The following is a 25,406-nucleotide window of genomic DNA, read 5'->3' as shown; positions in this document are numbered from 1 at the left end:
GGGCCTGCCGGTTGGCTCCCACGTGCAAAGCACGGGCCTTGAGGCCTGACGGTTAGGTCTAGTTGCGCCGGGTCAGCGCACGTTAGCAAGAAATTTTCGGGTGTTCTCGGATTCAGCTTGACCGAAGATCTGGGCCGGCGGGCCGATCTCCTCCATTACGCCCTTGTGGAAGAAGGCGACCCGGTCGGAGACGTCCCGGGCAAAGCCCATTTCGTGAGTGACGCAGATCATCGTCATGCCTTCCTCGGCAAGCAGGCGCATCGTATCCAGCACTTCGCCGACCAGCTCCGGATCCAGCGCGGATGTCGCCTCGTCGAAGAGCATGTAGGTCGGCTCCATTGCCAGTGCCCGCGCAATCGCGAGACGCTGCTGCTGCCCGCCCGACAGATTGTTCGGATACACTTTCAGCTTGTCCGCAAGGCCGACATGGCGAAGCTGCTTTTCCGCAATCGCCTCGGCTTCCGCCTTCGATTTGCCCTTCACGATCCTCGGCGCCAGCGCAACATTTTCCAACGCGGTCAGATGCGGAAAGCTGTTCCATTGCTGGAACACCATGCCGAGCTTCTGGCGCAGCTTGTTGATGTCCGTCGCCTTGGCGTGAACGTTGGTGCCGTCGACCACCACCGATCCCTTCTGGATCGGCTCCAGACCGTTGATGCAATAGAGCAGTGTCGACTTGCCCGACCCGGACGCGCCGATGACGGAAAGCACTTCGCCCTTTTCGACATCAAGGTCGATGCCCTTGAGCACCTGAAGAGCGCCGAAATATTTCTCAAGGCCGCGTATCTCGATCATTGGGCCCACCTTTTTTCCAGTTTTGCGGCATAGCGCGAGATCGGGAAGGACAGCGCGAAGTAGAACGCGCCGGCGAGGGAGAGGATCAGGAAGGGTTCCTGTGTCCGCGTGATCAGGATCTGGCTGGCCTTGAGCAGCTCGACATAGCCGAGCACGGACACCAGCGCGGAATCCTTCATGACGCCGAGCGCAACACCGACCCAGGCCGGAAAGACGGCCCGCCCGCCGATGGGCAACACCACGTAGCGCATGTCCTGCCAGTAGCTGAGTCCCAGCGAACGCGCCGCCCGGCGCATCGGCTTGCCGACAGCCTCGATGCCGCCGCGGGCAACGTTGGCTACCAGAGAAGCGGTGTAGGCGGTCAGGATCACCACGCCCGACGCAAACGGATCGAAATCCAGACCGACGATGGGCGCAAAATTGTAGAACAGCACAAGCTGGATAATCAGCGGCACGGAGCGGAACACATCCAGCACCGGCCCCAGCAGCAGCGTCGCCGCCAGCCGGCCCTCGTAAAGCATCCAGCCGAACAGACCGCCGAGCACGGTCCCGATGGTAATCGACACAGCCGAGATCCAGAGGGTCCGGAGTGCAGCTTCACCGAGGAACCAGAAGTCGTGAATGTTGAAGCCTGAAAAGAAGCTGATGGATTCTTTCATGTCAGCCCCCTCAGTACCGGAACAGGCGCATGGCAAGTAGCCGGGACGCCGCCAGGATGAATTTGACGATCACGTAGTAGATGACGGCCGTGACTGCGAAATATTCGAAGATGCGGAAGGTACGGCTGGCAAAGAACTGGGTCTCGCCTGACAGTTCGCGGAACCCGACCAGCATGCCGAGTGAAGACATCAACACCGCCCAGACCATCTGGTTGGTGACCGGGTGATAGACGATGCGAAAAACCTGCGGGATGACGATGCGGGTATAGGCCTGCCAGGAGGTCATTCCCAACGACCGTGCCGCCCGCAGCTGAGTCTCGGGCACAGCCTGAAAGCCGCCGCGAAAATTCTCCGCCAGATAGCCGGCACAGTTGAAGCTGAGCCCGGCAAGTACGATGAAAAACGGCGTCAGGTGAATGCCGAAGGCGCCGAGCCCGAAGCCGAAGAAGAACAGCTGGAACAGCGCTGGCGTATTGCGCGCCAGTTCCACCCACGTTGTCGCAAGCCAGTAGAGTGGCCCCTTCAGCTTCAGCCGGATCAGCGCCAGCGCAAGACCGACCACGATGCCGATCACCATCGACAGGGTCGCGACTTCAAGCGTCAGCAAGCCGGCCTCCAGCAGATCGGGCAGGCTTTTCAGCACTGGCCGCCAATGGAAATTATAGTCGAACATTTGTTACGAATTGCTCCGGCTATCCCGCCTTATCGGGGCAAGGCATACGCATTCGTGAGATCCCGTCAGACAAGAGCACTCTCGAGGTTGTTATTCCGGATGTCACCCCGGACAAGCGCAGCGCAGATCCGGGGCCTACTCTTGGTGAAACTTGCTGAAGCCGCGGATCTCTTCACCGAGGATCAGCACACGCCTCAAACTTTCCGGGGGTGAGTGGACCCCGGATCTCCCTTTCGGTCGCCCGGGGTGACACTGTATTTGTCGCAAGTTGCAGGTGAACCCGGCTCTCATCCGAGGAGGACAGGCTCACCCGTCAAGGCATCACCCTCAGTACATCACACCCGGGATACGCAGTTCCGGAGCTTCGCCACCGACATATTTGCCCCACAGCTCGGCATAGCGGCCGGAGCGAACCTGGTGGGTGACGAAGAGGTTGAGGAAGTTCAGCCAGGTCACGTCTTCGCGCTTGGCGACAACGGAAGTGTAATCCGTGGTCCAAGGCATGCGCGGGCCGGGCTCCAGCGTTTCATACTGGTCGGTGACCGGCTTGACGGCGGTGTTGGTGGTCAGGCCGATATCGGCCTTGCCCTGGGCAACAGCAAGAAACACTTCGTTTTCGGACTGATAGCCCTGGTAGAGATGCTCTTCGTCCCATTCGGCCGCAATCTTGAGCCACTCCTGCTCCGGCACGGTACCGATAGCGGCAGCAACACGCTTGCCCCGGATATCTTCAAAAGAGCTGATTCCGCTCTCAGTGTTGACGACACCCTGTGCGTAATAGATCGCGTAGGGAATGGTGAAACCGACGGTACGGGCACGGGCGAGACTGTCGGAAGTTGCGCCGAACACCACATCCGCGCGGCCTGTCACGATCACCGGCAGGCGCTCGGCCCAGGTTACCGGATAGATGATCGGCTCGACTTCAAGCGCTGCGGCGAGATCATTGCAATATTCCACATCGAAACCGGCCGGCTCGTTGTTCTCGTCCCGATAGCCGATCGGCGGAAAGTCCAGCACGACGCCGCATTTCAGCTGACCGCGATCGACAACATCGTCCAGCGTGTCGGCTTTGACCGGCAGCGCGGCGGCAAGTGAAAGGGCTGCGGCAGCCACAAATTTCCTGATCATGAGTTCCCCTCTTCCTTCTGAAGCATTCTGGCCCCGGCGCTTGCACGCTCCGGGTCTTTTCTTGCCCGGCCGGCAGGTTTCCCGCTCGATCCGGACCAGGTCTTTGCCCTACAGCCTCCCGAGCTGTCGGGGTATTCCGGCTCATCCGCCGGACGGCAGATGCGCCTCCCGTCGGTCTTCGCTCATCGTGCGCCGGGCCTTCCAGCCTTCGGTGCATCGCACCCGGACTTCGCAGCACCAGCTGTTCCATCAACTGCTGCCTGCTGCGTTCCCTTGGGCCCGAGATTGATAAACCAGATTGGATCCAATATTCAATATAAAATATTCGAAATCATTTTCGCTTCACCAATCAAGGGCGATCCCGTAAAAGGTGGCTTCAGGGAGAATTGGTCCTATGAAACTGAAAACGATGGATATTTCCGCGACTGCTTCGGCCTCGTCGATTGTGTTCGACGCGCTGCGGAAAGCCATTATCGAGGGCCAGCTTGAAGAAGGCGAACCTCTCCGCCAGGACGAAATCGCCCGCCTGTTCAACACCAGCCGCATTCCGGTACGCGAAGCGATCTCACGCCTGGAGGAACAGGGCCTCGTCAAGACCCAGCGCTACAAGGGGGCTGTCGTCGCCGGTCTGTCACCCAGGGAAACGGCGGAAATCTTTGACCTGCGCGCGCTGGTCGAACCGGAAATCATCCGCAACGCCGTTCCGCTGATGTCCAAGGAATTGCTGGCAGACGCACGGGAAAAATGCGCGGCGTTCTCCTCGGCCACCGATCCGATGGCCTATGGCGACCTCAACCGCGATTTTCACGAAACGCTCTACAGCGCCAGTGATCTGAAGTTCTTTCAGGAGATTGCCGACAACGCCATCGACCGGGTGGAACGGCAGATCCGGGCCCAGCTGGTCATGTCCAACGGCATGGAACGGGCGGGACGCGAACATTTCGCCATCCTGGAAGCCTGCGAAAAAGGCGACGCGGACCTCGCCTCCAACCTCACCCGGGAACACATCCACGGGGCCAAGGCTTCACTCTTGAAGCATCTGCCGGAGGCTTGAAGCCGCCCGGCTCTTCCTTAAACGCGATTGATCGACTGAACGGTGCCGGCTTCGTCAATGACGCAAACTGCCTGCCCGCCATCGAAGGTCAGGTTGACCTGATAGGCGTTTTCGCCCGAAGGCATGGAGCTGACGGGCAGAACATTGCCGCCGGTAACCTGCAGCTCTTCTGCGGCCTTCGAGGCACAAAGCAATTGCAGGTCGGTTGGTGCGGTTTCGCCTGACGAACGCACGGCACCGGCGGTCGGTGTCTGGTTGGAGCTGGTGTTGCAGCCCGCGACGACGGAAAGACAAAGACCGGCGGCCAGTCCCGCAACAAGCCTGTTCGATACCCTGATGTTCATTTCAAGTTTCTCCCACCCTTCACCGACAGGTCTCACACGCCCTTGTAAAGGGCAGCCCCCTGCATCAGCACAATCACCTTCGCGCCAACTTCCACGCGGCTGTAGAGATCCGCGACATCCTCGTTGTTCAGGCGAATACAGCCCGATGAGATATTGAGACCGATCGTCCAGGGCTGGTTGGTGCCATGGATGCGGTAGATGGAATCCTTGTTGCCGATATAAAGATACATCGCACGGGCGCCGAGCGGATTGTCGGGCCCGCCTGGCATACCGCCCGCCCACTGGGCGGATTCAGGATCACGGGCAATCATTTCCGGTGGCGGTGTCCAGGTCGGCCATTCCTGCATGCGGCCGATCTTGACGATGCCGGCCCAGCCGAAGCCGTCGCGGCCCACGCCAATCCCGTATCGGATCGCCTGAAAGTTGGGCTGAACCAGGTAAAGGAAGTGCCTGTCTCCATCGATGATGATGGTACCGGGCTTTTCAGCCGTGCGGAACGGAACCACCTGCCGCCGGAATTCCTCAGGCGACTGGCCATGCCGGTTATAGAACTTCGCCGCTGCGCGCGGGGTGTAGTCCACCCATTTGCGTGTCGTCGGATCGTAGATCTGCGTCTGGAAGGATTGCGCCAGCGCCACGCCGGCAAAGGCCAGCACCGCAATGGCCGGCACCCAGTTCAAGACAGTGCGAAATGCGCTCGGCAGCCTGATCATTTGGTCCACTCCCCGATCCTGTCCGCATTCGCGGCAATCCAGTCCCTTGCAACATCTTCTGCCGGTTTGCCCTCGACAACGACGGCATAGCTCATCCCGGTCACATCGGCCGGTGTCAGTTCCATGGCAGACAGGAACGAGGCCACTTCGGGCATGCCGCTTTCAAGGGATGTTGCAAAGGCAATCTTGAAACTGGATTCGTCCCAGGCGGTGTCGGCGTGCGACTTTTCCAGCCAGTCGTTGTCCTGGGCGCGGGTGACGATTGTCCAGCGTGCCGGGTCATACGCTGGCTCTTCCAGCTTCACGATGTCATGAAGTTCAAAAACATGGTGCGGTCCGTAACAATAGAAGACCACGGGCTTGCCGAAGGATACGGCCGCATCGACGGCGGCCATGGCGACATCTTCCGGCATTTCCAGCAGCGTCATTGTCTGGTCGTAGCCGTAAGAATGCGCCCTGATCTTTTCGATCTCCGTTGACGACCAGCTCGGGGCGCCAATCCAGATCTCGCCCTTGCCATCGCCGTCACTGTCGAATTGCGCGGCCATCTCAGGCTTCACGAGGTCGGCCACCGCCTTGATGCCGGTTTGTTCAACCGTTGCGCGTGTCGCGCAGATATTCTGCGTCGCGGCGACGCTCTTGGGGCTGAGCGACAGAACCTGCTTTTCCTCGCTCAACCTCCCAGCCATTGCAGACAGGTTGGGAAACCAGACTTCCGGATGTACCTGGACCTCGCCCCGGCTGATATCGGAGAGAATTGTCAGCGTGCCTCGATCACGCAGGTCCGTCTCCACGCCGAGACGCTCTTTCAGAATATCATCAATGATGTAGGCGGTGACCTGTGCCGAGGGCCAGGCGGGCACGCCGATCACAACGGCATCGGCCCTGGCAGACGTGACGGCGGCAACCGCCATGATCGAGGACATGAGAACAGAACGCCACACAGCCATTACTCCCTACACACCTAGGCCCCTACCTTAAACACTGCGACAAATCTGACGCAACGGCAAATAGCAAAAACGATTATTTCCAGTGCCTCGCAGGTTCCGACATCGGCATTCATTCCTTCTGTACGGAAGCTGGGGAAGGAGCTCTTGGCGATCGTTATTCCAGTTCAACGTCTTCCCGGTAGTCCGGCAGCCAGCACGGCCAATCCAGCTCGCTCTCGATCCTGTAGCGCAGGGCGTCGGCGGCATCCGGCTCGCCATGCGTGATGTAAGTCATCCTTGGCGGCCGCTCGAAGTTTCCCAGCCACCGCATGATTTCGTCCGCATCCGCATGCGCTGACAGCATGTGCAGGTTGCCGACCTCCGCCCGGATCGGCACGTCGGAGCCATGGATCCGGACACTTGCCGCACCGGACGTGATCGCCGCGCCTCTCGTTCCCCCAGCCTGAAAGCCCGCGAACAGGATCATGTTGCGATGGTCGGGCGCATAGTGTTTCAGGTGATGCAGCACCCGGCCGCCGGTCGCCATGCCGCTGGCCGAAACGATGACCTTGGGCATACGGTTCCGGTCGAGATCCTTGGATTCCTCCACATCGGCCACATAATGGGCCGCCCCGTTGGACCAGTCGCATTCTTCCGCCGTCAACCGGTGGTCGTCCGGGTGTTTGCCATAGATGTTGGAGGCGCTGACGGCCATGGGACTGTCGAGAAAGACCGGCAGGTCGGGAATTCGGCCGTCTTCCTTCAGGCTCTGTATGTGGAACAGCAGTGATTGCGCCCGGCCGACCGCAAAGGAGGGGATGACAACGGTGCCACCGCGCCGTGCGGTCTTGGTGATGGCTTCGGCCAGGATGTCCTCGGCATCAAGGTTTTCGTGCCGGCGGTTGCCATAGGTGGATTCGACCAGCAGGTAATCCGCCTCGCGGATCGGCGACGGATCGAACATCGTCGCATCACCGTAGCGCCCGAGGTCTCCGGAAAAGACGATCCTTGTGCCACCCCAGATCAGCTCCACAATCGCCGCCCCCAGGATATGCCCGGCCTTGCGGAAGGTAACGCTGAAAGCACCCAGCAGTTCATGCACGTCATCGAAGTCCACTGGCCGGAACCGGTCCAGCGACACTTCCGCATCCTTTTTCGTATAGAGCGGCAGGGCCGGGCGGTGCTTCGAGAACCCGTGACGGTTGGCGAATTCCGCGTCCTTTTCCTGCAAAAACCCACTGTCCGGCAGGAGGATCGCGCACAGATCCCGCGTCGCCCTTGTGCAGACAACGGGCCCCTTGAAGCCGTTGCGAACCAGGAGGGGCAGATAGCCGGAGTGATCCAGATGGGCGTGGGTCAGGATGACAGCGTCGATTGTTTTCGGATCGACAGGCAAGGGCGCCCAGTTCTTGAGCCGCAATTGCTTGTACCCCTGGAACAGCCCGCAATCGACCAGCACACGTATGCCGTCTTTCTCCAGCAGGTATTTCGAGCCTGTAACAGTGCCGACGCCTCCGAGAAAAGTCAGTTTCACGCTCATTGCGCTGCATCCTCCCGATCGTCTGCACAAAGTTTCAGCCAAAACGACGCCACCCGCCCGCACATTTCGGGAAGGTATCTGAATTCAGACATGGAATCAGGAACTTGCGCAAGTCTCCCTTTTGTCGCGCAGATTTCGAAACATCGCATCGCAGCAGTCTTTTTCCCGCGGAAGGCTGCCGTTTCTCACCGTAAAAGCCGGTCGAAACGCGTGCACACATTGAAAGATGCTGCATTGCAGCATATCTTAGTCTTCCGATGCACCGGCAGGCCGTAAAATGGTTTACCGCCAAAATCCGCTCACCAGCGGCCGGGCACGAAACTCAAGCAAAAAAATCACGAGGAAACGTTTCGGGGCTGGACACTACTTCGTGGAAAGGAACCCGGACCTTGAAACATACTGTTTCACATAGCGCTACAGGAGCGCGCAGGACACGTGTGAACCTGGCGCTCCAGGGTGGCGGTGCCCATGGCGCCTTCACCTGGGGCGTATTGGACCGTCTCCTGGAGGAAGAGACACTCGAAATCAACGCCCTTTCGGGCACATCCGCCGGCGCGATGAATGCGGCGGCTCTGCTGACCGGCCTTATGAAAGGCGGGCGCGAAGAAGCGCGCACGTCACTGGAGGGCTTCTGGAAAACGGTTTCCAAACGAAGCCGGTTTACCCCCTTCAACATGACGACATCGAGAGCTGTGCTCGGTGGGTTGGGAATAGATTTCGAAAGCCTGCCGTTTCTCTTCGGCGCGGGAATGAACTTCCTGTCGCCCTACGATCTCAACCCGGCAGGCTTCAACCCTTTACGGGAAATCATAGACGAAACGATCGACATCGACGCCATTGCCCGCTCGGCCATACCGCTGCATGTGACTGCGACCCATGTCGGTTCGGGTGAAGCGCGCATCTTTTCCAACGATGCCGTCAGCACCGATGTGCTTCTGGCATCGGCCTGTCTCCCGTCTCTCTTTCACGCGGTCGAAATCGACGGCGAGCACTACTGGGACGGCGGCTATACCGGCAACCCCAGCCTGATGCCTCTGGTTCTGGAACCGGGCGATGCGGATCTGTTGCTGGTCCAGACGAGCCCCACCGAACGAGCTGCCCTGCCGCAGGACGCCCAGCAGATCGCCGCGCGCGAAAAGGAGATCTCCTTCAATGCGCCTTTGATCAAGGAACTGCGATTGCTGGCGGAATTGCAGCATCAAGCAGGCGCCGGCACACAGTCGCCCCGGCAAGGTTTCCTGCCGAGCCTGACAGGCCTCAACGCCAATCGTGCCGCCAGCCCGGCTGCCAATCCGATCGCCAACCTGCGGATCCACCGGATTGCAGGCGCCGGCATGAATGGCCGTAGCGGTCAATCCAAGCTCAACTCCACCTGGCCGTTCCTGGAGGAATTGCGCGAGGAAGGCCGCACCGCTGCCGATGAGTTTCTTGAAAAGAACCGCGCAGAACTTGGTAAGCGGTCGACGCTGGATCTCGGTCACTGGCTGCAAAGAGCCGATCCCGCCCCTCTTCGCAAGGCCAAGGCATCCTGATGCATCGCTCCTGAACGGTCAGCGTGGCAGCAGGCCGTTCAGGATGAGCTGGATGGTGTGATTGAGGTAGGTGCGAATATCCGACAGGCCGGTGATCATGTCGGGTGTCTTCGGGCGGAACAGCCGAGCTGCAATGAGGACATCCAGAAGATACTTTGCCGTGTCGCGCGAAGACTGGACCACGATCCGGCCCTTTGCGACCTCGTCCTCCACCCAGGCAGTCACCACGTCATGCAGTTCGCTGCCGCAGTGTTTCCTCAAAAGCATGCCCAGCTCTTCGTTCGCGACGGCCTCCACATAGAACAGACGCATTTCGGCAGCCTGCTGATTGTGTTTTTCATCGCTCTGGTCAACCTTGAAGACCGCCCTCAGGGCTTCTTCGAGAGTTTCGGCCTTTCGGCCCGCCGGAACATCAAGAAGATTGGCACGGTGGCGTATTGCGAGTTCAGCGAAGAGCTCGATTTTCGAAGGAAACAGCTCGTAAAGCGTCCGCTTGGAAATCCCGGCATTCTTGGCGACCAAGGCCATGGTCGTGCCGTTGTAGGAATGCTTCTGGAACGTGCCGAAGGCGACCTCGACAACGCGCGCCTTCAGCGTCGCCTCGTCATGGACCTTTTGCCGTCCGCGTTGCCGCTGTTCGTTACAGTCATCCTGCCCGCCTGGGCAGGAACCCGTTTGCACAATTTTTGTTCTTGAAGAGCTCATTATGTCTCCTCCCCGTTACGAACTGATACCGAAAATCGATTGACGAGGGAACCTTGAAGAGAATAATGGTACCCGAGAGTTTTCTAATACTCCACAGCATTCGCTTCCAAAGAGGTTCCTCCCGGAAATGACGTGTACCCCTCTCGGTTCGAGCACTGCGTACCTGTGCTCTACGAAGAAGCCGTTCCGTGCTTTTCTCATCGCTTTCCTGATTTCCACCAACCTGGGGTCCGGCATTGCTCAGGCCCAGCAGATGCGAGGGGCCGCACCCAAACCGGAAGTCGGCGTTGTCGAACTTGAGCCCGAGTCGGTCGCGATCACGGCCAAGCTTTCGGGCAGGATCGCAGCGTCCCTCGATGCGGAAGTCCGGCCCGAGGTCGGCGGCATCATCAAGGAACGCCTGTTCAAGGAAGGCACGGAGGTCACAGCCGGTGACGTGCTCTACCGGATCGAGGACGATCTCTACAAGGCAGCACACGACAGCGCCCAGGCAGCTCTCCAGAAAGCGGAAGCTGCCCTGCCGAGCGCCCAGACAAAAGTTGAACGCTACGAGGAACTGATCACGCAGAACGCCGTCGCCAAGCAGGAGCTGGACGACGCCAAGGCGGCGCTCGCCCAGGCAAAGGCGGACATCGCCTCCGCAAAGGCCAGCGTGCAGACTGCAAGGATCAATCTCGACAACACCGTCATCAAGGCACCGATTTCGGGCCGCATCGAAGCCTCGACGCTGAACGTCGGCGCATTGGTGACCGCCAGCCAGTCGGCCCCGCTGACCATCATCCGTCAGCTTGACCCGATCAATGTCGACGTCACCCAGTCGAGCACCAACCTGCTGAAGCTGCGAAAGGCCGTGCGCGAAGGCCGGATCAAGTTGTCCGGTGACAACGTGCAGGTGCGCCTGCTGCTGGAAACCGGAGAGGAATACTCCGAAACCGGCAAGCTGGAATTTTCGGAAGCCCACGTTGACCCGACAACCGGCACCTACACGCTGCGCGCCGAATTCCCGAACCCCGATCGTTTGCTCCTGCCGGGCATGTACGTCCAGGCCATCGTCGAGGAAGGCATTGCGCAGAACTCGTTCCTCGTGCCGCAGCGCGCCGTTTCGCGCAACGCGAGAGGCGAACCGACGGCATTGTTCCTCGACCAGGACGGCAAGGTGGAAGAGCGCGTCCTGAGGGTCGAAGGCGACATCGGCAACAACTGGCTGGTCAACGAAGGCATCTCGGAGGGAGACCGGGTCATCGTTGAAGGCTCGCTGTTCGTGCGGGCCGGCCAGGAGGCAACAGGCACTCTGGTGACCATTGACGAAGCAACGGGGGAGGTGGAAAGCCGCGGTGAAGCGGTGTCGAACACAAGTGAGACTTCCGACTGATGTCAGCTTTCTTCATCGACAGGCCGATCTTTGCCTGGGTCATTGCCATTGTCACGATGCTGGCAGGCGCACTGGCCATCACGACGCTTTCCGTTTCGCAATATCCGCAAATTGCACCGACCACGGTCAACATCAGTGCCAATTATCCGGGCGCCGATGCGGCGACGGTCGAGAACTCGATTACCAAGGTGATCGAACAGGGCATGTCCGGGATCGATTACCTGGACTACATGACCGCGACGTCTTCGAACTCCGGTTCAGCCCAGATCTCGCTGACGTTCTCCTCCAAGGCGGATCCGGACGTTGCCCAGATGCAGGTGCAGAACAAGCTGCAGCTTGTTTCCAGCCAGCTGCCGCAGATCGTCCAGAACACCGGCATCACCGTCACCAAGTCGACTTCCGGCTTCCTGATGGTGCTCGGCTTCGTTTCGACGGACGGACGCCTGACTTCCACCGACATTGCCGACTATGTCGACAACACGCTCAACGACACGCTGAAACGCGTCGAGGGCGTCGGTGAAACCCGGCTGTTCGGCTCCGGCTATGCCATGCGCATCTGGCTCGACCCGACGAAACTGCTGAAATACAACCTGATGCCGAGCGATGTCAGCTCCGCCATCCAGGCCCAGAACACCCAGGTTTCCGCCGGTCAGCTTGGCGGTCTGCCGCAGGCCGAGGGGCAGCAGCTCAACGCGACCATAACCGCCTCCAGCCGCCTGCAGACTGCACAGCAGTTCCGCGACATCATTCTGAAGAGCTCCGAAGATGGCTCTGTCGTTCGTCTCAACGATGTCGCCCGGGTGGAAGTTGCCAACGAAAGCTACAGCACCTCTGCCTTCTACAACGGCATGCCGGCGTCCGGCCTTGCGGTCTCGCTTGCGACCGGTGCAAACGCCATCGACACCGCCCAGCGGGTACGCGACACCATCGACCGGCTCTCCTCCACGCTGCCTGCCGGGGTCGACGTGGTCTATCCCTATGACACCACCCCCTTCGTGAAGCTCTCCATCGAGAAGGTGGTCCACACACTGCTGGAAGCAGTCGTGCTGGTGTTCCTGGTGATGTATCTCTTCCTGCAGAACCTGCGCGCGACCATCATTCCGACACTTGCCGTGCCCGTGGTTCTGCTCGGCACCTTCGGGGTGCTTGCGCTGTTCGGCTATTCGATCAACACGCTAACGATGTTCGCCATGGTGCTCGCCATCGGGCTATTGGTGGATGACGCCATCGTCGTGGTGGAAAACGTCGAACGCGTGATGGCGGAGGAAGGTTTGCCACCACGCGAGGCAACCCGCAAATCCATGAACGAGATCACCGGCGCCTTGATCGGCATTGCGGTTGTGCTGTCCGCCGTCTTCGTGCCGATGGCGTTTTTCGGCGGCTCCGTCGGGATCATTTACCGCCAGTTCTCGATCACCATCGTTTCGGCCATGGTGCTGTCGGTATTCGTTGCGCTCATCCTGACGCCTGCGCTGTGCGCCACCATGCTGAAGCAGGGTGACCACGGCCACAAGCGTGGTCCCTTCGCCTGGTTCAACAGGGGTTTCGACGCAAGCGCAAACGGTTACAGGGCAGCAAATGGCGGCATCCTGAAACGCGGCAAGCGCTTCCTTGTGCTGTTCATCGCAATCGGCGTTGCCATGGGCTGGATGTTCAATCGCCTGCCAAGCTCCTTCCTGCCGCAGGAAGACCAGGGCATTCTGATTGCCATGGTCAACCTGCCCGTTGGCGCGACCCAGGGCCGAACACTGACCGTGCTCGACAAGGTACGCACCCACTTCATGGAGAACGAGCCGGATGCGGTCGACAGCGTCTTCACCGTCGCCGGCTTCGGTTTCGGCGGTCAGGGACAGAATGTCGGCCTCGCCTTCATCCGCATGAAGGACTTCACCGAGCGCGAAGACCCGCGACTTGCCGCCCAGGCAGTTGCCGGCCGCGCCATGGGAGCCTTCTCGCAGTTCAAGGACGCCCGTGTGTTCGCCCTTGCCCCGCCTTCCATTCAGGGCATGGGCAACACCAACGGCTTTTCGTTCTACCTGCAGGACATCAATGGCGCCGGTCATGACCGGCTGATGGAGGTTCGCAACCAGTTGCTGGGCATGGCGGCACAATCCGGCAAACTGGCGGCGACACGGCCCAACGGCCAGGAAGACCAGCCGCAGTTCAAGGTCGACATCGACACGCAGAAAGCGCGCCTGCTCGACCTCGGCATCCCGGACATCAACGACACCCTGTCGATTGCCTGGGGGTCCGACTACGTCAACGACTTCATGGACCGTGGCCGCATCAAGCCGGTCTATGTACAGGCCGATGCCCCGTTCCGCATGCAGCCGTCCGATCTGGACCTGTGGCACGTGCGCAATTCCAATGGTGACATGGTGCCCTTCAGCGCTTTCGCCTCATCGCGCTGGACCTATGGTTCCCCGCGGCTGGAGCGCTTCAACGGCGCGTCGGCTGTGGAACTGCAGGGCCAGGCGGCTCCCGGCATCAGCTCGGGTGACGCGATGGCGGAAATCGATGCGCTCGTGGCCCAGCTTCCGGCAGGCTTCGTTCATGAATGGACCGGCCTTTCCTATCAGGAACGGCTTTCGGGCGATCAGGCCGCGTCGCTTTATGCGATCTCGATCCTGATCGTGTTCCTGTGCCTTGCCGCCCTTTATGAAAGCTGGTCGATCCCCTTCGCGGTGATGCTGTCGGTCCCAATCGGCGTCTTCGGCGCCCTGGCGGCGGCCCTGATCTTCGGGCAAACCAACGACGTCTACTTCAAGGTCGGCCTGCTGACGACCATCGGCCTGGCGGCGAAGAATGCCATCCTGATCGTGGAGTTCGCCATCGAACAACAACGACAGGGCAAGGACCTGCTGCAGGCGACACTGGACGCCGCTCGCCAGCGGCTCCGGCCGATCCTGATGACGTCGTTCGCCTTCATCCTGGGTGTGACGCCACTGGCGATTGCCACCGGGGCAGGTTCGGGTGCGCAGAACTCCATCGGCATCGGCGTGATGGGCGGCATGATCGCCTCCACCGTGCTCGGCATCTTTTTCGTGCCGCTCCTGTTCGTCACCGTGCGGCGCATCTTCAGCCGCAAGCAGACCAACGAAGCAGCCCCCGACACTTCAGGCAGCAAAGCCCATTGAGAGAGTTTCGATGACCCTTTTCAAACCTGAGGCCGGCTCTGCCTGCGCCGTCCCCTCTCAGCGCCGCAAGACCTGGTTGCGGCTGGGAGCGGGCCTGATGGCGGCAACCCTGCTGAGTGCCTGTTCCGTCGGCCCCGACTATCAGCGCCCGGATGTCTCCGTACCCGGCAAGTGGCGCAACACGACAGGCGAAACGCCTGCCTCCGTGCCGCAACTTGCCAACTGGTGGACGCAGCTGGGCGATGCCCAGCTCAACAGCCTGATCTCGCTCGCGGTTCAGAACAACCTGGATGTCCGCACCGCCAAGGCCAAGGTGCGTGAAGCCCGGGCAAGCTACAAACAGGCCTCCTCGTCGCTCTTTCCGAGCCTTGACGGTGCGGCCGGCGTGAGCCGCTCCAAATCGAGCGGGTCCGACAGCGTCGGCACGCTCTGGAACGGTGGTTTCGATGCCGCATGGGAGATCGACATCTTCGGCGCGAACCGCCGAGCAAAGGAAGCGGCCAAATACGGTCTTGATGCTGCTGAGGAAGAGCTTCGGGCAAGCTTGCTGACCCTGATTGGTGACCTTGCCACCAACTATGTCGAAGCGCGCGGCTTTCAGCAGCGGCTGAAACTGGCGCAGGACACCGCGAAATCGCAGCAGTCCTCGGCCGATCTCATCCGCAAGCGTTTCCAGGCCGGCTCTTCCTCCGGTCTCGACGTTGCCAACGCGGAAGGTCAGGCGGCATCGACAGAGGCCAATATTCCGGCCCTGAAGACAGCTCTTGCCGCCTCCATGCACCGGCTGAGTGTTTTGACCGGTCAACAGCCGACTGCCCTTACCGACCGGTTGCTGGCAAGCAGCCGAATCCCGACACCGAAATTGCCGATCCCTGTCGGGATTCCGGCAAGCATCCTGCTGACCCGCCCGGACGTTCGCCTGGCTGAACGCCAGCTTGCGGAGGCAACCGCGAAAATCGGTCAGGCAACGGCAGCGCGTTATCCCTCCGTCAGCCTGACAGGTTCCATCGGCACCGCCGCAGCCGACATTGGCGATCTCGGCAAGAATTCCTCGATCAGCTGGGCCTTCGGCCCGTCGCTGTCCGTGCCGATCTTCAATGCAGGCAAGCTGGCGGCAGGCGTCGAGATTGCCGAAGCCCAGCGCGATCAGTATTTCCTCGCCTACCAGGCGTCGGTGCTGACGGCACTGGAAGATGTCGAAAACGCTCTTGTCGGCTTCACCCAGGAACGCAAGCGTGTCGCCAGTCAGCGGCGTTCGGCGGAAAGCTACAAGTCGGCCGCCGAGCTTTCCAGATCGCTCTACCAGACCGGCGCCGCCAGCTTCCTCGATGCCCTCGATGCTGAACGCTCGACCTACTCCGCCGAAGACACGCTCATCCAGAGCCGTGTCCGCCTGACCACCTATTACATCGCCCTGCAAAAGGCGCTTGGCGGCGGCTGGACCGGCAAGGTGGAAACCGACAAGCCGGAAGTGGTCGACAAGAACACCGGCCCGCATTTGTCGGTCGCGTACTGACACGACCTCGGCACCACGTTTCGGACTGGGCAAAGGCTTGAAACCCTTGCTCAGTCCGTCTTGTTTTTGAAAGCCTGTAGCAAGTCGGCGACCAGCGGGTTCGGGAAGCGCCGGTGCAGCGTGACGGCGAAGAACTCCTCCTTGAGCCCTTCCAGCCTGCCCAGCTCGATCAGCCGTCCCGAAGCAAGCTCGTCTCTCACGACGATCGGCGGAATGACGGCAAGCCCCGCGTGCGCACGCGCAAGCAGGCGGATCATCGCCATGTCGTCGGCTTCCGCGGCAACTTTGGTGACGACACCCAGTTGCTCGACCATCGCGTCGAAAGATGCCCTGAGGGCCGATTCCGGCGTCGGCAGGATCAGCGGCTGCGAAGACAGAAGCTCCGGCAAGGGCAGCCCCGCCAGATCGGCTGCGGTTGCGGGTCCGATCAGGCTGACCGGCTGTTCGGAAAGTCCATGTACGAGATAGGGACTGGAGGCATCGCGGGCTGGCACAAGGTTTGTCAGGACCACGTCGATCGCCAGTGCTTCCAATGCCCTCAGAAGGTCTGCCTGCGCCCCGGAGCGCAGCACCACTTCGACGTCCGATCGTCCGATCAGGGGTTCCAGGAAGCCGATCTGGAAATTTCGCGAAAGCGTTGCGAGTGCTCCCACCCGCAAAACCTTGCGCTCGGTGCCCGCGTTGCGCAGGGTCGCCGTCAGGTCCTCGGCGGTCCGAAAGATCGCTTCCGCGTGATCAAGAGCGATCCGTCCGGCCTCCGTCAGCACCAGCCCACGTCCGCGTCGTTCAAACAGATCGTGTCCAAGGGAGGCTTCCAGCGTCTTGATCTGCGAGGATAGTGCCGACTGCGACAGGTTCAGCACCCTGGCAGCTCCCGTCAGTGTTCCATCCCGCGCAACTGCCCGGAAAAGCCGCAGATGATGAAGGTTCAGCACGAGAATACTTCCAAATTATAGAACGATTTTGATTATAATATGTAATTTTTTGCAAGAAAACGAGGCGGTATATCCACGGCGTCTTTCAGCGTCCGTGAGGTTCCCATGCCGTACCTGTTTCCCCTGCCCCTTCTTGCGCCGTTGCTGTTGCTGGCTTCAGCGGCCGTTTCAACAATGTGTCCGGGCCGCCGCCCAGGGCTCTATCCCAAGGCTTCGGAAGCAAGTGCGTTTATCGCCCTTGTGCTTGCCCTTGCCGGTCTGGTGCAGCTTCTGGTCTTGGGAGCAACGGAAGCAACCTTGTTCGAGGGTCCGTTTACGCTTGTTGTGCGGCTCGACCCCATCAGCGTGACGATGACCCTGTTGGTCACCTTCATCGGCTGGGTGGTGATGCGTTACTCCCGGACCTACCTCGACGGCGAAACGCGAGAAGGGGCCTTCCACGGCTTGATGCTCACGGCACTTGCGGCCGTACTGGTGGTCGTCCAGTCGGGCAGCCTGTTCCTGCTTGTCCTCGGCTTTGCCGGGATCGGCCTCTGCCTGCGCAGGCTTCTGCTGTTTTACCCGCAGCGCGCCGCCGCCCAACGGGCCGCCACCAAATTCGCGCTTGTCTGGCATGCAGGTGACATCTCGCTGCTGCTGGCCGCGGGGCTGTTCATGGCAAGCACCGGCACCGCACAGCTTGGACAGCTTTCTGAAACGGTCGGGCCTGATCTCTCCTTCGTCGAACATCTGGCAGTGGTGTTCCTGGTGCTGGCAGCCGTGCTGAAAACGGCCGCCTTCCCCCTGCACGGCTGGCTGACGGAAGTCATGGAGGCGCCGACCCCGGTTTCCGCCCTGCTTCATGCAGGCATCATCAATGCCGGCGGGTTTCTTCTGATCAGGACGGCAGATCTGGTTCAGGCCAGTCCTGGCGCCATGGGCACGCTCGTGGCTCTTGGTGGCCTGACCGCTCTCTTCGGGGCAGTGGTCATGCTGACCCAAAGCGCGGTGAAGACAGCCCTTGCCTGGTCAACGATTTCCCAGATGGGTTTCATGCTGCTGCAGTGTGGTCTCGGTCTTTGGCCACTCGCGCTGCTCCATGTGGTCGCGCACTCCCTCTACAAGGCCCATGCCTTCCTGTCCTCGGGTGGAGCGGTTCTGGCCGTGGCCAAGCTGCGGCGCCCCGGCCCGATCGCAATCCCCAGCGTTGCCAACGTGCTCCGGTCCTTCGCGATCGCCTTGTTTCTCTACGCGATAGTCTCCTTCGCCTTCTCGATGATCGCAGGCCCGAAAACCCCTCAGGCGCTTGCCATCGGAGCAATGCTCATCTTCGGTGTGGCCTATCTGGTGGCGCAAGGTCTTGCAGATGCGGCCCCCGCTGAACTGACGTATCGCACCTCGCTGGCCGCAGTCATCGTTGCCTTTGCCTATTTCGGCTTCCAGCAGGTTGCCAACCTTCTATGGGGTGCAGCTCTGCCGCAGGCACCTGTCGCCGGCCCCCTCGAATGGGCACTGATCGTCCTGGCGGTGCTTTCCTTCGGCATCGTTGCCGTTGCTCAGACGCTTTTTCCCCTCTGGTCACACCACCCGTCGAACGCCGGCTTGCGCGTTCACATCGCCAACGGCCTTTACCTCAACGCCCTCCTCGACCGTTTCATCGGCGGATACCGGGTTGCGAACTCCAAGTAAGACGAGGCACTTCAGATGTTTATCAAGCACACCCAATTCAGCTCACTACGGGTTTCGGGCATCCTCGAGGCAGGCACGTCAGCCATAAGGGCCATCCCGCCCGCCTTTCCGCTGGATGCGACCGTTGCCGTCAATCCGTTCCTCGGCCAGGCTGGAGAGAGCCTCGCGGAAGCATCCGCACGCCTTGCCAGAACGAGTGGCATCCACCTGACCCGGCCCAGAAGCGACTACGGCGCCGAGATCGCCTGTGGCCGCATCTTGGATGAAGACCTGACGGCCGCCCTTGAGGCATACAACGCCGGTAACAAGCCGGCGGATGTCGCGCAGCTCAAGGCAGTCGCCCAAATGGATGGACCGGCACCGGCAGCCGTACCAACCATTGCCGAACTCGCTGCTTCTGTATCCGGCATTGACTGGCCGTCGGTTATCGAAAAAACCGTTGGTCTGTGGGCCGCCGGTTACTTCGACCGCGGCCAGGCGCTTTGGTCTCCGGCCCCGGGCGAGGGCGCTTATGCTGCCTGGCGGTCCTGGGCGAGCCGTGACCTGACACCCGAAATTGCCGGACTGACGGGGTTCTGCTCCCACGTAACCACGTCTCCGGATACTTCCGAACAGGCAATCCTGCGGGTAACCGACCGGCTGGACATCAGCGTTCCGGCTGCCGAAACCCTGTTTCACCGGCTGCTGATGGACCTGGGAGGCTGGGCGCAACATGCACGCTGGCTGCTGTGGCAGGCAGAACAGGACGGCACGACGGACGGCACGCTCGGCGACCTGCTGGCCGTCCGGTTGATCTGGGAAGAGGCGCTTTTCAACCGATTCCCGGCAATCGCCGAGCAGTGGCAAGCCACGCTTCAGCTTCATGCTGCGCCACTTGTTCCGGATCGTGACCAGATTATCGATGCCATTTTGCAGGACGCGGCCGAGCGGGCATACCAGCGGTCTCTCGGACAACTGTTGAAGGCACCGACCAGGAACACCGGGGAGCGCCCTGCCCTTCAGGCAGCGTTCTGCATCGACGTGCGCTCGGAAGTCTTCCGGCGGGCGCTGGAAAACCAGAGCCCATCGATCGAAACACTCGGGTTTGCCGGTTTCTTCGGTCTTCCCGCTGCTCACCGGGACCACGGCTCCGATGTTGAAGAAAATCACCTGCCGGTCTTGCTGAAACCGTCCATGACGTCAACTTGCCACGGTTCTCCCGGTGAGGAAAAGACGGCACGCATCGGTGCGCGGGCCATACGGGCACTGGACAGGTTCCGCCAGGCCGCTGTCTCGTCCTTCGCCTATGTGGAAGCTGCCGGCCCACTGTATGTCACCAAGCTGGTGAAGGATTCGCTCGGCCGCCCCACAAGAAAGGTCTCGACCAGCGCCGCCCCCAGGCTCGACCCGACGCTTGATGCCGAGACGAAATCAGCGACCGCCGCTGCGGTCCTGAAGGCCATGAGCCTCACGAACAATCATGCGCAGATGGTTTTGCTGGTTGGCCACGGAGCCAATGTGAAAAACAATCCGCATGAAAGCGCCTATCATTGCGGCGCGTGCGGTGGCCATTCAGGCGAGGTTTCAGCGCGGTTGCTTGCAAGCTTGCTGAACGATGCCGAAACCCGCGCCGGACTTGCCGCCCACGGCATTGCTCTGCCTGACGACACCCGGTTTGTCGCGGCGCTCCACGACACGACTACAGACGAGATCACCCTGTTCGACAAGGACCAATCCGGCCCGGTGGATGAATTCGACCTTCTGCAAAAATGGTTGAAACGGGCGGGAGCCGAGGCACGGGCCGAGCGCGCCTTGCGCTTGCCGGGCACGAATGCTGCCTCCATTGCTGCCAGAGCATTCAACTGGGCCGAAATCAGGCCGGAGTGGGGACTTGCAGACTGTGCCGCGTTCATCGCTGCCCCCAGAAATCTGACATCGAAGGCCAATCTGGAAGGTCGCGCCTTCCTTCACAGCTACGACTGGAAAACCGACAAGGACTTCAAGACGCTTGAACTCATCCTCACCGCCCCGGTGGTCGTGGCGAGCTGGATCAGCCTGCAATACTATGGCTCTTCAGTTGCGCCGGATGTCTTCGGTGGCGGCAACAAACTCATCCACAACGTGGTTGGCGGCATTGGCGTTGTGGAAGGCAACGGCGGGCGCCTGCGGCCCGGCCTACCTGCACAGGCACTGCATGATGGCGAGAAAGGGATGCACACCCCTCTCCGGTTGTCGGTTCTGATCGAAGCCCCCGAAGCGGCGATATCTACCATTCTGGATGCGCACCCGGATGTCCGGAACCTTTTCGAAAATGGCTGGCTGCATCTGTTCACGCTTCGGAACGGACGTATGGCCGCGCGCTACCAGCCGGATGGTTCCTGGGCAGAGGAAGAGATGACCAGCCTGGCAGCCTGATCCTGAAAGGGCCAGTCCAGTGACCGGTGGTCGCTGGACCTGTAGGATGCTCCGGCTACCCCTCTTCCTCGCAAGGCTCGGTTGCCAGGAAAGCACGCAGTCCTCTTGTCTCGTCGTCCTCGAAAACCGTGCTTGTGACGCTCAGTTTCACGATACGGTCGAAACGGAAGGTGCGGAAAGCCTGACGCATTTCGCACCACGCACTGAACATCCACCCGTCTGTCATGTTCCAGATGATAAGCGGGCGGACGCTGCGCTCCGTGGGTTTTCCATCGGCATCCTCGTAACAAATATCGACAACGAGCTGCATCCGGATGGCCTCGCGGATCAGGCTGACGGTCGGTGGGGCGCTGTTCTTGATCTGCAGGCTGAAATACGGCGCGTCGGCCAGCTTGCGTTTATCGGGATCCGGCATGCCGGCCTGGATCATGGCACGCACTTCATGTGCCGCCGATGCCAGCGCCGGGTCGCCCGTGCGTTCCACAAAGGAAAGGCCGATCGCCAGCGCATCGACCTGATCATGGGTAAACGTCATGTTGGGCAGATCGAAGCCCGGACGCAGCAGATAACCGATACCGGCCTCCCCTTCGATGGGAAGGCCGGACGCCTGAAGGTGGGCGATGTCCCGGTAAATTGTGCTGAGGCTGACTTCGAACCGTTCGGCAAGTTCTGCGCCCCGGATAACGTCGCGGGTCCGCATCTCGTTGATGATCCGAAACAGTCTTTCCGCGCGTCGCATTCCGTTTCCTCACGCTCCAGAAAACCGGATGCAACCGCTTCGAAGCTGCATTCAGGTGTCGGGCCTCAGTCGGCAGCGGTCGCTTCGATCTCGAACATGAGCGGAGGAAGCGCAAGCCGGCTCACGCCAAGTAGTGTCATTGGCGGCGCAGCGTCAAGACGGCCGAACCGCGCTCCCAGGACTTCGAAATTCTTCAGGGCCTCGTCCACATCCGTTGTGTAGACCTTGACCTGAATGACGTTGGCCAGGGTCATCCGCGCTTCGGCCAGTACGGCTTCCAGGTTGTCCAGCGAAAGCTCGATCTGACCGCGCATATCCGCGGCATGCTGAGGATTTCCCTCCTCGTCGACAGCGGTCTGTCCGGCGCAGATCAGCTGCCTGCCCATGCCTTCAACAATTTCGGCCTGATTGTAGCCGAGCCTGAGCGACCAGGGCCAGGGATTGACGGGAGTTCTGTTCATGGGGCGTCCTTTCGATCTTCTGAAACAAGAGAACGCCTATCAACCACAGGCCTCCTGTCACCGTGGTGAGAGGAGAGTTTGTGCCCGGGCCGAATTTTTCGAGAACGGGGCCTTGCCCTGCGCAAAAAGACATCCTGCGTTCTTGCAAACGCAGGATGCTTGCGCGCCGGTTTCCCCTGCCATGCAAGCGGGAACAGCAGGCAGGGAAATGCCGGCTTACTTCGCGAGCTTGGGGTCGATCTGCCAGACTTCGCTTGCCAGCTTGCCACTCCGATAGGTCAGGACGTAGCGGACCGGGATCGTGTTCTTGCCGGAAAAGCGCACATTGGCGGTCACCGTCACGCCAGCAGGATTGGCATTTTCCTGAACATTCGAGACATCGACCTTCAACTTGCCCTGCGCCCCTGTGAACTTGGTCCAGACCGTGCCTATGTCTGCAGCACCGGTATAGACACCATCCAGCGGGCCACCGACCCATTCCAGCACGGCCTTGTCGGAATAGGACGCCTTGAGGGCATCGACCTTGCCGGTTGCGATGTTGTTGAAATGGGTACGTGCCAGGTCTTCACCCGGCCCGGCCAGGGCTGCGGATGCAAACAGAACCGTACCTGCGAAGGCAGTAGCGGCAAATTGACTGATCGGCTTCATTTCAGATCTCCATTCGTTCACTGTTCCAGATGCGATCGGCCGCATCCGGTGCTGTCCACGCAGGTGGCAATGTTTTCCTTCCCGAAGGAGCCGAAATATCTTTTTCGCCGGCGACGGAATAATTCGCGCAGCACAGGCGTTGGTGTCAGTAGTGTCCACGAGGAAGAGCTCTTGCCCGACAATACCCAAAACCTGCTCAGGGAGACGCCGGCGCTGCATCGCTACGCGGTAACGCTGACCTGCGACCAGGCGGAAGCGGAGGACCTTGTGCAGGACTGCCTGGAACGGGCCTTGCGCAAATGGAGCCTTCGCCGGTCGTCCGTACCGCTGCGGCCGTGGCTCTTCCGCATGATGCGCAATCTTCACGTCAGCCGCTGGCGGCGCTTGCGGCGCCATTCGAACCATATCGACCTGGACGATCTGGAAAACCAGCTTCAGGCGCCCGCCTCGCAGCAGGACAGCGCCGAGCTCAAGCATCTGCTGAACCGCATGCTGGCCTTGCCAGAAGACCAGCGCGAAGCACTGTTCCTGGTCGGCGTGGAAGGCTTTACCTATGCAGAAGCCGCCGCAATCCTGAACGTTGCCGAAGGAACCATCATGTCGCGCATCAGCCGCGCCCGTGCCAGACTGAGAGAAGACCCCCGCGCCTCCGAGCGTCCCCATCTAAGGAGCGTGACATGATTTCCCAGACGGAGCCTCCCATCCGGGAGGAAGACCTCGTTCGATACGTCGACGACGAGCTGCCTGCGGACCGCAGACGCGAGGTCGAAACCTATCTCAGGGACAATCCGGAAGCTGCCGCCCGGGTTGAGGCGGACCGCCGGATCTCGGCAAACCTGAAGACAGCCTATTCCCGCGTGACTGCAGAACCTCCCGGCCTGACCGCGCCTTCAGGGGGCAGATGGCTGCCGCGCGCCGGCATGGCCGCCTCCATCGCTGCGGCCCTGCTGGTCGGCGTCTTTGCCGGCTGGTCGCTGAAACCGGATGCAAGCCTGCCAGCGTATCAGCCCTTCCTGACCGATGCCCTGACGGCTCACCGAACATTCACCGTTGAGGTTGCCCATCCGGTCGAGGTGGCAGCCAGCGACCAGCGGCATCTGGCGACCTGGCTCGGCAATCGGCTGAACCATCCGTTCCGCATTCCCGATCTGCGGGTTGCCGGACTGACGCTGATGGGTGGACGCCTGCTGCCCAGCGGGGCGGATCCGGCAGCGCAACTCATGTATGACGATGCGGACGGCAACCGGGTGACCGTCTATCTGCGCCGCGGGGTCGACGGTGAACCGAAATTCCAGTTCGCGGAATCCGGCACGGAACAGGCGTTTTTCTGGAGCGACACCGGGTTCACTTACGCAGTGACCGGCGACATGCCGCGCTCACAGCTTTTGAACCTTGCCCACCTGATCCAGACCCAGCTTGACCCGGCGCAACAATCGAACTGAAAGTCGCCAGACCATTCTGACAGAGACCTCGCGTGTTCGTGACCCCGCCCTTGGGAAGACCTGGCAGCCGGCCGGCGTAGTCAGGTGCGGGGGCGGTGCAAGACCGCCTTCGGCGCGCATGCGTCACAAGCCAACAGAATTCAGGAATTCCGATATGAAAACCTCCCTTTGTGCTCTCGCGCTGCTGGTTTGCGCCGGCCCTGCACTCGCCCAGGAAAGCACACTCGCCGATCCATCCATCAAACACCGCCCCGCCGACGGAGTTGTCAGACTTTATGGTGCGGGCGGCCCGCACACGGCGTTCCAGAAAGTTGCAAAAGCCTTTGAAGAAAAAACCGGCAACAAGGTCGAAATCACGGCCGGCCCGGAAACCACCTGGTCCGCAAAAGCCCAGGCGGATGCCGATATCCTCTGGGGCACATCCGAACAATCCATGACGGCGTTTCTGGAAACCTATGGCAATTTTGACTCTTCCCAGGTTCAGCCGATCTATATCCGGCCCGCCATCATCGCCGTGCGCGCGGACAATCCGAAAAAGATCGAGGGCTTTGAAGACCTGCTCAAGGACGGGATCAAGATCGTCGTGACCGAGGGCGCCGGTGTCGCCAACACATCCGGTACAGGTGTCTGGGAAGATATCGCCGGAAGGACCGGAAATCTCGGTGACGTGTCGGCGTTCAGATCGAACATCGTCGCGTTTGAAAAAGGCTCCGGTGCCAGTTTCCGGGCCTTCAAGGACCTTGAGGCCGATGCCTGGATCACCTGGCCGAACTGGCCAATCAACAACCCGGACGTTCTGAGCCTTGTTGAACTGGACGAAAACCGTCGCATCTGGCGCGATGTCAACGTCGTGCTTTCCCCCGACGCCGACCCGCAAGCCAAGGCTTTTCTGGACTTCCTCCAGACCCCGGAAGCCGCGGCCCTGATGAAAACCGAGGGTTGGAAGCGCTAACACCGCGCTTTCCCCTTTTGCCAAGCCCCCCCTCCGCGCCCATGCCTCCCAGGGCGCGGAGGGGGGATGC

The 25,406-nt window shown here is 60.8% G+C and carries 23 protein-coding genes; 10 read left to right on the top strand and 13 right to left on the bottom strand.

What is annotated here, in order from left to right:
• Positions 1 to 72: 72 nt before the first annotated feature.
• The 4 genes from FIV05_RS09810 to FIV05_RS09795 all read right to left on the bottom strand — a co-directional run bounded on the left by FIV05_RS09810 (position 73) and on the right by FIV05_RS09795 (position 3,255).
• Complete coding sequence (locus FIV05_RS09810; RefSeq protein WP_152509428.1) at positions 73 to 795, bottom strand: amino acid ABC transporter ATP-binding protein; 723 nt, start codon at positions 793 to 795, stop codon at positions 73 to 75.
• Positions 792 to 1,454 carry an amino acid ABC transporter permease gene (locus tag FIV05_RS09805; protein WP_023000138.1) on the bottom strand — a complete coding sequence of 221 codons (663 nt, stop codon included), beginning with the start codon at positions 1,452 to 1,454 and terminating at the stop codon, positions 792 to 794. Before FIV05_RS09805 ends, FIV05_RS09810 begins: the two co-directional genes overlap by 4 nt.
• A 10-nt stretch (positions 1,455 to 1,464) precedes the next feature.
• A complete protein-coding gene (locus FIV05_RS09800; RefSeq protein WP_055661559.1) occupies positions 1,465 to 2,127 on the bottom strand; it encodes an amino acid ABC transporter permease in 663 nt (220 codons plus the stop codon).
• Positions 2,128 to 2,454: 327 nt separating this feature from the next.
• Positions 2,455 to 3,255: a transporter substrate-binding domain-containing protein gene (locus FIV05_RS09795; protein ID WP_152509427.1), complete on the bottom strand. Its 801-nt coding sequence runs from the start codon at positions 3,253 to 3,255 to the stop codon at positions 2,455 to 2,457.
• Between the two features lie 394 nt (positions 3,256 to 3,649).
• On the opposite strand from FIV05_RS09795, the gene FIV05_RS09790 reads away from it, so the two are divergent.
• Entirely contained in the window at positions 3,650 to 4,309 is a 660-nt protein-coding gene (locus tag FIV05_RS09790; RefSeq protein ID WP_055661557.1) for a GntR family transcriptional regulator, read from the top strand.
• A 17-nt stretch (positions 4,310 to 4,326) separates the two neighbouring features.
• On the opposite strand, the gene FIV05_RS09785 is transcribed toward FIV05_RS09790, so the two are convergent.
• The 4 genes from FIV05_RS09785 to FIV05_RS09770 form a co-directional block, all read right to left on the bottom strand.
• Positions 4,327 to 4,653: a hypothetical protein gene (locus FIV05_RS09785; protein ID WP_062486855.1), complete on the bottom strand. Its 327-nt coding sequence runs from the start codon at positions 4,651 to 4,653 to the stop codon at positions 4,327 to 4,329.
• A 32-nt stretch (positions 4,654 to 4,685) separates the two neighbouring features.
• A complete protein-coding gene (locus FIV05_RS09780) occupies positions 4,686 to 5,366 on the bottom strand; it encodes a L,D-transpeptidase (RefSeq protein ID WP_023000133.1) in 681 nt (226 codons plus the stop codon).
• On the bottom strand, positions 5,363 to 6,316 hold the full coding sequence (locus FIV05_RS09775) for a glycine betaine ABC transporter substrate-binding protein (RefSeq protein ID WP_152509426.1): 954 nt from the start codon (positions 6,314 to 6,316) through the stop codon (positions 5,363 to 5,365). Before FIV05_RS09775 ends, FIV05_RS09780 begins: the two co-directional genes overlap by 4 nt.
• 154 nt (positions 6,317 to 6,470) lie before the next feature.
• Positions 6,471 to 7,835 carry an MBL fold metallo-hydrolase gene (locus FIV05_RS09770; protein ID WP_286202280.1) on the bottom strand — a complete coding sequence of 455 codons (1,365 nt, stop codon included), beginning with the start codon at positions 7,833 to 7,835 and terminating at the stop codon, positions 6,471 to 6,473.
• Between the two features lie 389 nt (positions 7,836 to 8,224).
• Between FIV05_RS09770 and FIV05_RS09765 the strand changes: the two genes are divergently transcribed.
• On the top strand, positions 8,225 to 9,367 hold the full coding sequence (locus FIV05_RS09765) for a patatin-like phospholipase family protein (RefSeq protein WP_286202279.1): 1,143 nt from the start codon (positions 8,225 to 8,227) through the stop codon (positions 9,365 to 9,367).
• An 18-nt stretch (positions 9,368 to 9,385) separates the two neighbouring features.
• Here FIV05_RS09765 and FIV05_RS09760 read toward each other — a convergent pair whose 3' ends face one another.
• Positions 9,386 to 10,072: a TetR/AcrR family transcriptional regulator gene (locus tag FIV05_RS09760; protein ID WP_152509424.1), complete on the bottom strand. Its 687-nt coding sequence runs from the start codon at positions 10,070 to 10,072 to the stop codon at positions 9,386 to 9,388.
• Between the two features lie 253 nt (positions 10,073 to 10,325).
• Here FIV05_RS09760 and FIV05_RS09755 point away from each other — a divergent pair, with 253 nt between their 5' ends.
• From FIV05_RS09755 to FIV05_RS09745, 3 genes are read left to right on the top strand one after another with little or no spacing between them, the layout of a single operon-like run.
• A complete protein-coding gene (locus FIV05_RS09755) occupies positions 10,326 to 11,444 on the top strand; it encodes an efflux RND transporter periplasmic adaptor subunit (protein WP_205838739.1) in 1,119 nt (372 codons plus the stop codon).
• A complete protein-coding gene (locus tag FIV05_RS09750) occupies positions 11,444 to 14,581 on the top strand; it encodes an efflux RND transporter permease subunit (protein WP_152509423.1) in 3,138 nt (1,045 codons plus the stop codon). Before FIV05_RS09755 ends, FIV05_RS09750 begins: the two co-directional genes overlap by 1 nt.
• Positions 14,582 to 14,591: 10 nt before the next feature.
• Positions 14,592 to 16,097, top strand: coding sequence for an efflux transporter outer membrane subunit (locus tag FIV05_RS09745; RefSeq protein WP_152509422.1), 1,506 nt, complete (start codon positions 14,592 to 14,594; stop codon positions 16,095 to 16,097).
• Between the two features lie 50 nt (positions 16,098 to 16,147).
• On the opposite strand, the gene FIV05_RS09740 is transcribed toward FIV05_RS09745, so the two are convergent.
• Entirely contained in the window at positions 16,148 to 17,038 is an 891-nt protein-coding gene (locus FIV05_RS09740) for a LysR family transcriptional regulator (protein WP_152509421.1), read from the bottom strand.
• A 99-nt stretch (positions 17,039 to 17,137) separates the two neighbouring features.
• Here FIV05_RS09740 and FIV05_RS09735 point away from each other — a divergent pair, with 99 nt between their 5' ends.
• Both FIV05_RS09735 and FIV05_RS09730 read left to right on the top strand, forming a co-directional pair.
• Positions 17,138 to 18,700, top strand: coding sequence for a proton-conducting transporter membrane subunit (locus tag FIV05_RS09735; RefSeq protein ID WP_152509420.1), 1,563 nt, complete (start codon positions 17,138 to 17,140; stop codon positions 18,698 to 18,700).
• Positions 18,701 to 18,715: 15 nt separating this feature from the next.
• Positions 18,716 to 21,094 carry a DUF2309 domain-containing protein gene (locus tag FIV05_RS09730; protein ID WP_152509419.1) on the top strand — a complete coding sequence of 793 codons (2,379 nt, stop codon included), beginning with the start codon at positions 18,716 to 18,718 and terminating at the stop codon, positions 21,092 to 21,094.
• Positions 21,095 to 21,149: 55 nt separating this feature from the next.
• On the opposite strand, the gene FIV05_RS09725 is transcribed toward FIV05_RS09730, so the two are convergent.
• The 3 genes from FIV05_RS09725 to FIV05_RS09715 form a co-directional block, all read right to left on the bottom strand.
• Positions 21,150 to 21,833 carry a YafY family protein gene (locus FIV05_RS09725; RefSeq protein WP_152509418.1) on the bottom strand — a complete coding sequence of 228 codons (684 nt, stop codon included), beginning with the start codon at positions 21,831 to 21,833 and terminating at the stop codon, positions 21,150 to 21,152.
• 65 nt (positions 21,834 to 21,898) lie between these two features.
• Positions 21,899 to 22,294 carry a Rid family hydrolase gene (locus tag FIV05_RS09720; protein ID WP_152509417.1) on the bottom strand — a complete coding sequence of 132 codons (396 nt, stop codon included), beginning with the start codon at positions 22,292 to 22,294 and terminating at the stop codon, positions 21,899 to 21,901.
• A 216-nt stretch (positions 22,295 to 22,510) separates the two neighbouring features.
• Positions 22,511 to 22,942, bottom strand: a complete 432-nt coding sequence (locus FIV05_RS09715; RefSeq protein WP_055661544.1) for a nuclear transport factor 2 family protein — start codon at positions 22,940 to 22,942, stop codon at positions 22,511 to 22,513.
• 171 nt (positions 22,943 to 23,113) lie between these two features.
• On the opposite strand from FIV05_RS09715, the gene FIV05_RS09710 reads away from it, so the two are divergent.
• The 3 genes from FIV05_RS09710 to FIV05_RS09700 all read left to right on the top strand — a co-directional run bounded on the left by FIV05_RS09710 (position 23,114) and on the right by FIV05_RS09700 (position 25,336).
• Positions 23,114 to 23,623 (top strand): sigma-70 family RNA polymerase sigma factor, encoded by a 510-nt coding sequence (locus tag FIV05_RS09710; RefSeq protein WP_197923201.1) that lies wholly within the window; start codon positions 23,114 to 23,116, stop codon positions 23,621 to 23,623.
• Positions 23,620 to 24,384: an anti-sigma factor gene (locus FIV05_RS09705; protein WP_152509415.1), complete on the top strand. Its 765-nt coding sequence runs from the start codon at positions 23,620 to 23,622 to the stop codon at positions 24,382 to 24,384. Before FIV05_RS09710 ends, FIV05_RS09705 begins: the two co-directional genes overlap by 4 nt.
• Positions 24,385 to 24,538: 154 nt before the next feature.
• Complete coding sequence (locus tag FIV05_RS09700; protein WP_152509414.1) at positions 24,539 to 25,336, top strand: substrate-binding domain-containing protein; 798 nt, start codon at positions 24,539 to 24,541, stop codon at positions 25,334 to 25,336.
• Positions 25,337 to 25,406 lie beyond the last annotated feature (70 nt).

The sequence above is a fragment of the Labrenzia sp. THAF191a genome (assembly GCF_009363335.1).
Taxonomy (GTDB): domain Bacteria; phylum Pseudomonadota; class Alphaproteobacteria; order Rhizobiales; family Stappiaceae; genus Roseibium; species Roseibium algicola.
The sequence above is the reverse complement of the archived record's forward strand: the minus strand, read 5'-3'. Positions and strand labels throughout refer to the sequence as shown.